This is a genomic window from Pseudomonas sp. Irchel s3b5, assembly GCF_900187435.1.
GTDB lineage: Bacteria > Pseudomonadota > Gammaproteobacteria > Pseudomonadales > Pseudomonadaceae > Aquipseudomonas.
Genome location: NZ_FYDY01000017.1, coordinates 81,169 through 93,399 on the forward strand (window position 1 = coordinate 81,169; position 12,231 = coordinate 93,399).

A 12,231-nucleotide genomic window follows, 5' to 3' on the forward strand; every position below is an offset into this window, starting at 1 on the left:
TCGCCGGTTTTTTTTCGTCTGCAAAAAATCAGGTAAGCTGCGCGCCTTTCTTTCTTAGCACCGTGAGGCTTTCAACGTGTTCGTAAAAGCGCTTCGTGTCGGCCTTGGCCAACTGATCATCTTCATCGACTTCATCACTCGCCCGGGCAAAATGAAACGCCCCGTCGCCGCTCAGGCTCAGGTCGAATCCGCCGCCAAGGGGCTGACGCTGTATCAATTCCATGCCTGCCCGTTCTGCGTGAAAACCCGCCGCACCCTGCGTCGCCTGAACGTGCCGGTGGCATTGCGTGATGCGAAGAACAACGAACAGGATCGCCAGGCCCTGCTGGAGCAAGGTGGCAAGATCAAGGTGCCGTGCCTGCGTATCGAAGAAAACGGCCAGACGACCTGGATGTATGAGTCCAAGGTCATCATTGATTACCTGGACAAGCGGTTCGCCGCAGCCTGAGGTTTTTGTGGTGCCCTTGCGGACGCCATCGCCAGCAAGCCGACTCCTACGAAGTGGCGGCGCACACAAGACTTGTGACCGCCACCCTCCCCTGTAGGAGCCGGCTTGCTGGCGATGAGGCCGGTTCAGACACCATAAAACCCAGACAAAAATAAACCGGCCCTTGCGCCGGTTTATTGTTTTCAGGCTGCCTGCGCCTGACGCACAACCGCCGCCAATCGCCCAAGCCCTTCATCCAAACGCGCCGGTTCGAGGTTTTTGTGGGGCCCTTGCGGGCGCCATCGCCAGCAAGCCGGTTCCTACGAAGTGGCGGCGCACACAAGACTTGTGACCCCCACCCTCCCCTGTAGGAGCCGGCTTGCTGGCGATGAGGCCAGCAAGAGCGATATACCGCTATCAACGAAAACTTCGTAAACAAAATCAAAAACATTATTTGCTTTCTTTGTATACAAAAGCATAATCCACTTCGTGCGAGTTCCTGACCAAGCGGTCAACAAGTTCGCAAGTGCCTCAAAGGGCCGCTGCCACCCTCATGGGTCCGGCCCTGGAAATAAAAATAAAACTCTTGAGGAGTACTCGCTGTGGAAAGCCGCAAATCCGAAGCATCGACGCTGGATCTTTCGCCGCCATCACGCAATGGCTTGCTAGAACGTCTGTTTAAACTCAGCTTGCATGGCACCACGGTGAAGACCGAGCTGATTGCCGGTCTGACAACCTTCATCACAATGGCTTACATCATCTTCGTCAACCCGAACATCATGGCCGACGCCGGCATCGATCACGGTGCGGCATTTGTCGCCACCTGCATCGCCGCAGCGCTGGGCTGCCTGCTGATGGGCCTGTACGCCAACTGGCCGGTTGGTCTGGCACCGGGCATGGGGCTGAACGCTTTCTTTACCTACACCGTGGTGGGCACCATGGGCTACAACTGGGAAACCGCGCTTGGCGCGGTATTCGTTTCCGGCGTGTTGTTCATGATCCTGACCTTCTCGCGGATTCGTGAATGGCTGCTCAACAGCATCCCGGTCAGCCTGCGCTTTGCCATGGGCGCCGGTGTGGGTCTGTTCCTGGGCCTGATCGGTCTGAAAACCGCGGGTATCGTCGTCGACAGCCCGGCCACCCTGATCAAGCTCGGCTCGCTGCGCGAACCCGGCCCGCTGCTCGCCGCCGTCTGCTTCCTGATGATCGCCATCCTCAGCTATCACAAAGTGTTCGGCGCGATCCTCATCAGCATCATCACTGTGACCCTGGCCGGTTGGGGTCTGGGCCTGGTGCACTACGAGGGCATCATGTCTGCGCCGCCTAGCCTGGCGCCGACCTGGATGGCCATGAACGTTGCGGGTGTGTTCAACATCAGCATGGTCAGCGTGGTCCTGGCATTCCTCTTCGTACACATGTTCGACACCGCCGGCACCCTGATGGGTGTTGCCCAACGCGCCAACCTGGTGGGCGCTGACGGCAAGATCGAAAACCTCTCCCGCGCAATGAAAGCCGACAGTGCTTCCAGCGTGTTTGGCGCGGTGGTCGGCGTTCCGCCAGTGACCAGCTATGTAGAAAGCGCGGCCGGTGTCGCGGCGGGTGGTCGGACGGGTCTTACCGCTGTGACCGTGGGTGTGCTATTCATTGCGGCCATGTTCTTTGCTCCGCTGGCCGGCATGATCCCTGCCTACGCAACCGCTGGCGCTCTGATTTACGTAGCGATGCTGATGATGGGCGGCATGGCCCACATCGAGTGGGACGAAGCCACCGACAGCATCCCGGCAATCGTCACCGCGATCATGATGCCACTGACCTTCTCGGTCGCCGATGGTATCGCGCTGGGCTTCATCACCTACGTGGCGATGAAGGCCGGTACCGGCAAGTACAAGGAAATTTCTGTCAGCCTGTGGGTGCTCTGCGCGATCTTCATCGCCAAGTTCATCTTCCTGTAAACCACCCGCAGTACACGCTTGGAAACAGCCTCACCCCGTCGGGTGGGGCTTTTGTGCAAATGGAGGAAAGTGATGAGTCTGGAAACCTGGTTGTTGTTCAGCGGTGCTGCACTGATAGTGATCCTGATCCCGGGGCCGCTGTCGTTACTGATGATCAGCAACAGCCTCAATTACGGCTTGCGCCGTTCCTACCCGGCGTTTCTCGGCGGCGTGTCGGCCTCGATCTGCCTGTTGAGCGCTTCGGCGCTGGGCCTGGGCGCCCTCCTGCTGGCGTCGGAACAGCTGTTCAGCGCCCTGAAAATCCTTGGCGCGCTGTACCTGTTCTATCTCGCGTGGCAGAGCTGGCAGCAGTCGCGCCTGCCCTCCCATGGCGCCGAAGTCCCTCAGGCGGCGCCGGTACCGCGTTTTCGCGCACTGTTCGGCCGGGCGTTCATGCTGGGCGCGAGCAATCCGAAGGACATTCTGTTCTTTGCCGCGTTCCTGCCGCAGTTCTTGAGTGCCGAACAGCCGTTCCTGCCGCAGTTGCTGGTGATGATCGTCACTTGGACACTGCTGGATCTGGCGTGCAAGCTGGCCTATGGGCTAGGTGCACATGGCGCGGCGCGGTATCTGCGCAGCGGCAAGGGGCAGAGCTGGTTCAACCGGATCAGTGCGGGGTTGTTCAGCGGTGCAGGTGCTGCATCTCTGTTGAGCCGTTAAAAGCATCGCTGGCAGCCAGCTCCCACAGGTTCAAAGGTGTTCACATGTTTTGTGTACGACCCGGACACTGTAGGAGCTGGCTTGCCAGCGAAGGCGCCAGACCAGACACCCACTTTCTCAAGGACGAAAAAAAGCCCGCAGTGTGAGCGGGCGAAAACCAAAGAAGCTATATGCGCAGTCGCTTCCAGGATGTGGCAGCTGCTTGGGGGATCAGCTGCCGCGGTACGTGGAGTAGCTGTAAGGCGAAATCAACAGCGGCACATGGTAGTGATCCTGCTCGGCAGAGATGCCGAAACGCAGCACCACCACGTCCAGGAAAGCAGGTTCCGGCAACTGGACACCACGGGCACGGTAGTAATCGCCCGCGTGAAACTGAACCTGATAGACCCCGGTGCGGTAGTCATCGCCTTGCAGCAGCGGTGCATCGACACGACCATCGCTATTGGTTATCGCACTGGCGACCAATTCCAGGTGCGAACCTTCAACGCGGTACAACTCGACCTTGATCGAGCTGCCCGGGCAACCGTGTGCTGCGTCCAAAACGTGTGTAGTCAAACGTCCCATTGATTCTGCGCGCCTGCCTGCGTGGAGCAGTCAGACTTCGCGCCTCCCGAAGTCAGTTGAAAAGGAGACCGCATCGATTCGAAGCACGAAACGCTGCGGCGAGCGACTGATTAAGACATTTTTCAAAAAAATTGTACACAATAAAAACGACATTTTTAACACCACTTCCGCCCTCCCTGGATTTTTCGCCAATCTGGCGCTAAAGCCCGCAGATTGTGAACCTTCAAATCAAAAGCTGATGGATCGGGCAGATTTCGTGCGGGCTCACGCCAATAACAGCAAAAGATGACAGCTGGTGAAAAATGCGAAAATTCAGGCTTACAAATTGAATATAAAGTTGTATACAATCACCACATCGCTGTGACGCCAGCCTGCCATCTCCACCCAAGGTGCGTCACACCCACCGATATCACCGAACAAGAAGGAAAACTGCAGTGAGCGCTGACTACCCACGCGACCTGGTCGGTTACGGCAGTAACCCTCCGCATCCACACTGGCCGGGCAATGCCCGCATCGCCCTGTCGTTCGTGCTCAATTACGAAGAAGGTGGTGAGCGCAATATCCTGCACGGTGACAAAGAGTCTGAAGCCTTCCTCTCGGAAATGGTTTCCGCTCAACCGCTGCAAGGCGAGCGCAACATGAGCATGGAATCCCTTTACGAGTATGGCAGCCGCACCGGCGTCTGGCGGATTCTGAAACTGTTCAAGGAATTCGACATCCCGCTGACCATCTTCGCCGTGGCCATGGCTGCCCAGCGCCACCCGGACGTGATCCGCGCCATGGTCGATGCCGGGCACGAGATCTGCAGCCACGGCTATCGCTGGATCGACTACCAGTACATGGACGAAGCCCAGGAACGCGAGCACATGCTCGAAGCAATCCGCATCCTCACCGAAATCACCGGCGAACGCCCACTGGGCTGGTACACCGGCCGCACCGGCCCGAACACCCGTCGCCTGGTGATGGAAGAAGGCGGTTTCCTCTACGACTGCGACACCTACGACGACGACCTGCCCTACTGGGAACCGAACAACCCGACCGGCAAGCCGCACTTGGTGATCCCGTACACGCTGGACACCAACGACATGCGCTTCACCCAGGTCCAGGGTTTCAACAAGGGCGACGATTTCTTCGAATACCTCAAAGACGCGTTCGACGTGCTGTACGCCGAAGGCCGCGACGCCCCGAAAATGCTTTCGATCGGCCTGCACTGCCGCCTGATCGGCCGTCCGGCGCGTCTGGCGTCGCTCAAGCGCTTTATCGAATACGCTAAAAGTCATGAACAGGTGTGGTTCAGCCGTCGCGTCGACATCGCACGTCACTGGCAAGAAACCCACCCGTACACAGGGGCCGCCCAATGAGCACCTTTCAAACCGTTAAACCTTCGACCCTGAGCCGCGATGCCTTCGTTGCCGCTTTCGCCGACATCTACGAACATTCGCCATGGGTGGCCGAGAAGGCCTTCGACCTGGGCCAGGACGCTTCGATCGACCAGATCGAAACCCTGCACCAGCGCATGAGCGACATCCTGTTGAGCGCCGATCATGAAAGCCAGCTTGAGCTGGTCGTCGCTCACCCGGACCTGGCCGGCAAAGCCGCCGTCCAGGGCCAACTGACCGAAGCCAGCACCAATGAACAGGCTGGCGCCGGTATTCACCAATGCACGGCCGAAGAGTTCCAACGCTTCACCGAGCTGAACGACGCCTACAAAGCCAAGTTCAAGTTTCCCTTCATCATGGCGGTAAAAGGCAGCAACCGGCATCAGATCCTCGCAGCGTTCGAAACGCGCATTCACAACTCGGTCGATACCGAATTCAAATGCGCGCTGGCCGAGATCAACAAGATTGCGTTGTTCCGTTTACTGACCCTATAGCGAGCCTTGCCCGAGTGTTAAAAACGCGAAAACACCCAGGGCACTGCAAGCATCCCAAGCCACTTATTTAAAGGCAGACAAGAAGAATGAAAGCTTACGCCGTACCTTTCGAGAAGTTCGTCAACCTGGCCGACGCCCGCCTGGGCACCAAAATCATCTCGGTCACCGATGACTGGTTCGCAGACGCCAACCGTCTGTTCCAACCGACCCCGGCCGTATGGAAGGAGGGCGTGTTCGATGACAACGGCAAGTGGATGGACGGCTGGGAATCGCGCCGCAAGCGCTTCGAAGGCTTCGACAGCGCAGTGATCCGCCTGGGCGTGCCCGGTTCGATCAAGGGCGTCGACATCGACACTTCATTCTTCACCGGCAACTTCCCGCCATCGGCCTCTCTGGAAGCCTGCTTCCTGGCCTCGGGCGAGCCTGATGAAAACACCCAGTGGACTGAAGTGCTGTCCGCCGTCGAGCTGCAAGGCAACAGCCACCACTTCCACGAAATCAACAACGACCAGTCGTTCAGCCACCTGCGCTTCAACATCTACCCGGATGGTGGCGTGGCCCGCCTGCGCGTGTACGGCATTCCGTTCCGCGACTGGTCCGCTGTCGGTGACAATGAGCAAGTCGACCTGGCCGCAGCCCTCAACGGTGGCCGCGCCCTCGCCTGCTCCGACGAACACTTCGGCCGCATGAGCAACATCCTCAACCCGGGCCGTGGCATCAACATGGGCGACGGCTGGGAAACTGCACGTCGTCGTACACCGGGCAATGACTGGGTCATCGTCGCGCTGGGTCACCCGGGCGAGATCGAGAAAGTCATCGTCGACACCCTGCACTTCAAAGGCAACTACCCGGACACCTGCTCGATCCAGGGCGCGTTCGTGAAGGGCGGTACCGACAGCCAGATCGAAACCCAGTCGCTGTTCTGGCGTGAACTGTTGCCAGCACAAAAACTGGAAATGCACGCTGAGCACACCTTCGCCGAGCAGATCAAGGCACTGGGCCCGATCACCCACATCCGCCTGAACGTGTTCCCGGATGGTGGTGTGAGCCGCCTGCGCGTTTTGGGCAAGGTCGCTAAATAAGCGCTGATGGGAAACCTGTAGGAGTCGGCTTGCTGGTGATGGCGCCCTTACCGACGCCATCGCCGGCAAGCCGGACTCCTACAAAAGCTGCACACCAACACATTTGAGATTAAGTAGAACAGCATGCGCACATTAACGATTGAACCGCTGACCAAAGAAGCCTTCGCCCCTTTCGGTGACGTGATCGAAACCGACGGCAGCGATCACTTCATGATCAACAACGGTTCGACCATGCGCTTCCATAAACTGGCCACGGTCGAAACCGCCAAGCCAGAGGATAACGCGATCATCAGCATCTTCCGCGCCGACGCGCAGGACATGCCGCTGACCGTCAGCATGCTGGAGCGCCATCCGCTGGGCAGTCAGGCTTTCATTCCACTGCTCGGCAACCCCTTTCTGATCGTGGTCGCGCCCGTTGGCGATGCACCTGTATCAGGCTTGGTCCGCGCCTTCGTCACCAACGGCAGGCAGGGCATCAATTACCATCGCGGCGTTTGGCACCACCCGGTGCTGACGATCGAAAAGCGGGATGACTTCCTGGTGGTTGATCGCAGTGGCACAGGCAATAACTGCGATGAGCATTTTTTCAAAGAGGATGAGCGTTTGATCCTCGCCCCCCACCAATAAGAGAAGGTCTGATCACTCGACAACAGAGTGACAGGCGAGAGGTAAAGACTGTGGAAGCACATCTGTTGGAATGGCTGAACCTAAGCGTGCGCTGGGTTCATATGATTACTGGCGTGGCCTGGATCGGTGCGTCGTTCTATTTCGTCTGGCTGGAAAACAACCTCAATCGGGTCAACCCGAAAAGCGGTCTGGCCGGTGATTTGTGGGCGATCCACGGCGGCGGTATCTACCACCTGGAAAAATACAAACTGGCTCCACCGACCATGCCGGACAACCTGCACTGGTTCAAATGGGAAGCCTACTTCACCTGGTTGTCGGGTATCGCGCTGCTGTGCGTGGTGTTCTACTCCAACCCGACGCTCTACCTGCTGGCTCCGGGCAGCACCCTGAGCGGGCCTGAAGGCGTGGCCATCGGTATCGGCTCGCTGTTCATCGGCTGGTTCATCTACTCCTTCCTGTGCGACTCGGTCCTGGGCAAACGCCCTGCCCTGCTCGGCGCAATCCTGTTCGTCCTGATCATCGCCGCGGCCTACGGCTTCAGCAAAGTGTTCAGCGGTCGGGGTGCGTACCTGCACGTCGGCGCGATCATCGGCACCATCATGGTCGGCAACGTGTTCCGCATCATCATGCCGGCGCAACGCGCGCTGGTGGCGGCGATTGCCGAGAACCGCACGCCGGATCCGGCCCTGCCGGCCAAAGGCCTGCTGCGTTCGCGTCACAACAACTACTTCACCTTGCCCGTGCTGTTCATCATGATCAGCAACCACTTCCCGAGCACCTACGGCAGCCAGTACAACTGGTTGATCCTGGCCGGGATCGCGGTACTGGCCGTGTTGGTGCGTCACTACTTCAACACCCGTCACGACAGCCACAAGTTTGCCTGGACCCTGCCGGTGGCAGCGGTGGGCATGATCTGCCTGGCTTATGTGTCCGGTCCGAAGCCGATGTCCAGCGCCCCTGAAGTGGCCAAGGCCCCTGCTGCCATCGAGTACCAGCCATTGCCGGAAACTGCAGTGGGCGGTGGCTTGAAACCGGCTGAAGCCAAACCTGCCGAGACACCTGCAACCGCTCCGGCTCAGGCATCCAACGCCGGTCCCGGTTTCGGCAAGGTGCACAGCGTGATTCAGGAACGTTGCTCGGTTTGCCATTCGGCCAAGCCAACCAGCCCGCTGTTCAGTGCGGCCCCTGCCGGTGTGATGTTCGACACCCCCGAGCAGATCCGCCAGAACGCAGCGCGGATTCAGGCGCAAGCCGTCACCAGCCAGATCATGCCACTGGGCAACATCACGCAGATGACCCAGCAGGAACGTGACCTGATCGGTGCGTGGATTGCGCAGGGAGCCCAGACCAACTGATTCATCGTTAAAAGCATCGCCAGCAAGCCGGCTCCTACGGATTTATGTCGTTCACAAATGAAGCGACCGACCCAAAACCTGTAGGAGCCTGCTTGCTGGCGATCAACCGCGCAGCGGTTGCCTGACGCACAAAATCAAAAGAATAAAAAAGATCCGAGGTGTTGCATGTCCGAGCTATCCGCAGCGCGCATCCCCGACGCACCCGCCATTCAGCGTTTGCCCCTTTTGCAACTGATCCTGGTCGGTTTGCAACATGTTCTGCTGATGTACGGTGGCGCCATCGCGGTGCCGCTGATCATCGGACAGGCCGCTGGCCTGAGTCGTGAAGAAATCGCCTTTCTGATCAACGCCGACCTGCTGGTCGCCGGGATCGCCACCATCGTCCAGTCCCTCGGTATCGGCCCCATGGGCATCCGCATGCCGGTGATGATGGGCGCCAGCTTCGCCGCCGTCGGCAGCATGGTCGCCATGGCCGGCATGCCCGGGATCGGTCTGCAAGGGATCTTCGGCGCAACCATCGCCGCCGGGTTCTTCGGCATGATCATCGCGCCGTTCATGTCCAAAGTCGTACGCTTCTTCCCACCGCTGGTGACCGGCACGGTCATCACCTCGATCGGTTTGTCGCTGTTCCCCGTGGCCGTGAATTGGGCCGGTGGCGGTGCGAGTGCCACTCAATTCGGATCCCCCATTTATCTGGCCATTGCCGCACTGGTGCTGGGCACCATTCTGTTGGTGCATCGTTTCATGCGCGGCTTCTGGGTCAACATCTCTGTCCTGATCGGCATGTGCCTGGGCTACGTGCTCTGCGGCCTGATCGGCATGGTCGACCTGAGCGGCATGGATCAAGCGCCATGGCTGCAATTCGTCACCCCGCTGCATTTCGGCATGCCGAAATTCGAACTCGCGCCGATCCTCTCGATGTGCCTCGTGGTGGTGATCATTTTTGTCGAGTCCACCGGGATGTTCCTCGCGCTGGGCAAGATCACCGGCCAGGAAGTCTGCCCGCGCATGCTGCGTCGTGGCTTGCTGTGTGACGCCGGCGCCTCGTTCTTCGCCGGGTTCTTCAACACCTTCACCCACTCCTCTTTCGCCCAGAACATCGGCCTGGTGCAGATGACCGGCGTGCGTTGCCGTTCGGTGACCATCGTCGCCGGCGGCTTGCTGATCGTCTTGAGCCTGCTGCCCAAAGCCGCGTTCCTGGTGGCCTCGATTCCACCCGCGGTGCTGGGTGGTGCAGCGATTGCGATGTTCGGCATGGTTGCCGCCACCGGAATCAAGATTCTCCAGGAAGCGGACATCGGTGACCGTCGCAATCAATTGCTGGTGGCGGTGAGCATCGGCATGGGCCTGATCCCGGTGGTGCGTCCGGAGTTTTTCGCCCACCTGCCATTGTGGATGAGCCCGATCACCCACAGCGGTATCGCCATGGCCACGCTCAGTGCGCTGACACTGAACCTGCTGTTCAACATCCTCGGCGGCGCAGAACGCGCGGCCATCAACGATTGCCAGGCCCACTCGCACTAAGAAAAAACGCAAACCCTGTAGGAGCCGGCTTGCTGGCGAAGACGATGTACCGGACGACATCGATGCTGGATGTTCTGGACCCTTCGCCAGCAAGCCGGCTCCTACAAGGTCAGGGTTTGCCTGCGCCTGAAAAATAAAAACAAGAGGGAGCAACAGATGATACGGACACAAACCAACCTGCTGTTGAGTGCTGGCCTGCTGGCCGCGAGTCAAGCCATGGCCGGCGATCTACTGCTGTGGCAGACCAACAGCCTGAGTTATCTGTATGGCAAGGATTTCGCGGTCAACCCGTCGATCCAGCAGACGATAACTTTCGAGCACGCCGACCGCTGGAAGTACGGCGATAACTTCATGTTCATCGACAGCACCTACTACAACGGCGAGAAAGACCGAAACAAAGGCGTCCACGCCTATTACGGCGAGTTCAGCCCGCGCCTCTCTTTCGGCAAGATCTTCGACCGTCGTTTCGAATTCGGCCCGATCAAGGACGTGCTGCTGGCCATGACCTACGAGAACGGCGAAGACGACACCGAGGCCTACCTGATTGGCCCCGGTTTCGACCTCGCGGTACCAGGCTTCAACTTCTTCACCTTGAACTTCTATAACCGCCAGACCGAGGGTTCGCGCCCCGGCGATGATGTCTGGCAGATCACACCCGCCTGGTCCTACACCCTTCCATTGGGCAAATCGAACTTGTTGATCGATGGCTACATCGACTGGGTCGTGGATAACGACCAGAACTCAAACGGCACCTACCACGCCAACGTCCACGTTAACCCGCAAATCAAATACGACCTGGGCAAAGCCTTCGGCTGGCGTGAGAAACAGGTGTATGTCGGCGCCGAGTACAGCTATTGGAAAGACAAGTACGGCATCCAAAACACCCAGAACTTCGACACGAATGAAAACACCACCAGCTTGCTGGTGAAGGTGCATTTCTGATGCTGCCTCGCAATAGCGCCCAAACCGTGTCATCGGCGCGCCATTGCGGAGCACTTGAGACCTGGCCGAGGAGTCAGTATTCTCCGCGGCCGCCCGAATCCGGTTTAAAAAAAAGCCCGGATGTAAATCCTGACCAGAAAGCCAGCTTATCCCGGCCCTGGACGGTATCAAGGCAACCCAAAAACACTCTCAATCGACTGCTCCCGGGCCGTCGAACGGGAGTTTTTTTGCTTTTTGAAAGCCTTGGCACAGCTGTTGCGCAGCGCAATAAAGCTGACCGAATGGATGATCGTTTAATGCTGCAAGAACAGGCGTCACACCAGAGCGCCGACCATAAAAAAATAACGTGGAACCACCTACTTTTTGGGAGCAACCGAATGAAACGTACGTGCACTAGCCTGATGCTGGCAGGGTCGATGCTGGCCGGGGGCCAAGCCATGGCCGGCGAGTGGCTGCAATGGCAGGACAACAGTCTGACCTACCTTTACGGCAAGGACTTCCAGGTCAACCCGCGCATCCAGCAGACGGTGACCTTCGAGCACGCCGATGGCTGGAAATACGGCGACAACTTCTTCTTCATCGACAAGATCTTCTACAACGGCGAAGAAGACTACTACGCCGGAGAAAACACCCACTACGGTGAGTTCCAGCCGCGCCTGTCGTTCGGCAAGATTTTCGACCAGAAATTCGAGTTCGGCCCAATCAAGGACGTCTTGCTGGCCATGACTTATGAGTTTGGCGAAGACGACACCGAATCGTACCTGGTAGGTCCTGGTTTCGACCTGGCCATTCCTGGCTTCGACTACTTCCAGTTGAACTTCTACAACCGTCACACCGAGGGCGGCCGTCCGGGTGACGATGTCTGGCAGGTCACACCCGTTTGGTCCTACACCGTCCCGGTCGGAGATTCGAACATCCTGATCGACGGCTACATGGACTGGGTCGTCGACAACGATGTGAACGACGAAGGCGAATACCACGCCAACCTGCACTTCAACCCACAGGTCAAATATGACCTGGGCAAGGCGCTGAACCTGGGTGCCAAGCAACTGTACGTCGGTGTCGAGTATGACTACTGGAAAAACAAGTACGGGATTGAAGACAGCCAGGGCTTCAAGACCGATCAGAGCGTGACCAGCTTCCTGGTCAAGGTTCACTTCTGATCCTGTAGGAGCGAGCCTGCTCG

At 58.6% G+C, this 12,231-nt stretch carries 12 protein-coding genes; 11 read left to right on the top strand and 1 reads right to left on the bottom strand.

Annotation, left to right across the window (positions count from 1 at the left end):
• Positions 1-76: 76 nt before the first annotated feature.
• The 3 genes from CKW15_RS18075 to CKW15_RS18085 all read left to right on the top strand — a co-directional run bounded on the left by CKW15_RS18075 (position 77) and on the right by CKW15_RS18085 (position 3,078).
• A complete protein-coding gene (locus CKW15_RS18075; RefSeq protein WP_095059295.1) occupies positions 77-448 on the top strand; it encodes a glutathione S-transferase N-terminal domain-containing protein in 372 nt (123 codons plus the stop codon).
• 581 nt (positions 449-1,029) lie between these two features.
• Positions 1,030-2,379: an NCS2 family permease gene (locus CKW15_RS18080; protein ID WP_095059297.1), complete on the top strand. Its 1,350-nt coding sequence runs from the start codon at positions 1,030-1,032 to the stop codon at positions 2,377-2,379.
• 72 nt (positions 2,380-2,451) lie between these two features.
• The gene (locus tag CKW15_RS18085) at positions 2,452-3,078 is read left to right on the top strand and encodes a LysE family translocator (protein WP_053157031.1); all 627 of its coding nucleotides are present in this window, start codon (positions 2,452-2,454) and stop codon (positions 3,076-3,078) included.
• 210 nt (positions 3,079-3,288) lie between these two features.
• On the opposite strand, the gene uraH is transcribed toward CKW15_RS18085, so the two are convergent.
• Positions 3,289-3,642, bottom strand: a complete 354-nt coding sequence (gene uraH / locus CKW15_RS18090; protein WP_003223171.1) for a hydroxyisourate hydrolase — start codon at positions 3,640-3,642, stop codon at positions 3,289-3,291.
• 434 nt (positions 3,643-4,076) lie between these two features.
• Between uraH and puuE the strand changes: the two genes are divergently transcribed.
• The 8 genes from puuE (at position 4,077) to CKW15_RS18130 (ending at position 12,208) form a co-directional block, all read left to right on the top strand.
• Positions 4,077-5,003 carry an allantoinase PuuE gene (puuE, locus tag CKW15_RS18095; RefSeq protein WP_095059299.1) on the top strand — a complete coding sequence of 309 codons (927 nt, stop codon included), beginning with the start codon at positions 4,077-4,079 and terminating at the stop codon, positions 5,001-5,003.
• Entirely contained in the window at positions 5,000-5,515 is a 516-nt protein-coding gene (gene uraD / locus CKW15_RS18100; RefSeq protein WP_095152555.1) for a 2-oxo-4-hydroxy-4-carboxy-5-ureidoimidazoline decarboxylase, read from the top strand. Before puuE ends, uraD begins: the two co-directional genes overlap by 4 nt.
• A gap of 86 nt (positions 5,516-5,601) precedes the next feature.
• On the top strand, positions 5,602-6,597 hold the full coding sequence (gene alc, locus CKW15_RS18105) for an allantoicase (protein WP_095059303.1): 996 nt from the start codon (positions 5,602-5,604) through the stop codon (positions 6,595-6,597).
• A gap of 123 nt (positions 6,598-6,720) precedes the next feature.
• Complete coding sequence (locus tag CKW15_RS18110) at positions 6,721-7,224, top strand: ureidoglycolate lyase (RefSeq protein ID WP_095059305.1); 504 nt, start codon at positions 6,721-6,723, stop codon at positions 7,222-7,224.
• 50 nt (positions 7,225-7,274) lie between these two features.
• Positions 7,275-8,579 (top strand): urate hydroxylase PuuD, encoded by a 1,305-nt coding sequence (locus tag CKW15_RS18115; protein ID WP_095059307.1) that lies wholly within the window; start codon positions 7,275-7,277, stop codon positions 8,577-8,579.
• 165 nt (positions 8,580-8,744) lie between these two features.
• Positions 8,745-10,103, top strand: a complete 1,359-nt coding sequence (locus CKW15_RS18120; protein WP_095059309.1) for a nucleobase:cation symporter-2 family protein — start codon at positions 8,745-8,747, stop codon at positions 10,101-10,103.
• Positions 10,104-10,259: 156 nt separating this feature from the next.
• Complete coding sequence (locus CKW15_RS18125; protein ID WP_095059357.1) at positions 10,260-11,045, top strand: hypothetical protein; 786 nt, start codon at positions 10,260-10,262, stop codon at positions 11,043-11,045.
• A 377-nt stretch (positions 11,046-11,422) separates the two neighbouring features.
• Positions 11,423-12,208 (top strand): outer membrane protein OmpK, encoded by a 786-nt coding sequence (locus CKW15_RS18130; protein ID WP_095059312.1) that lies wholly within the window; start codon positions 11,423-11,425, stop codon positions 12,206-12,208.
• The last annotated feature ends 23 nt before the right edge of the window (positions 12,209-12,231 follow it).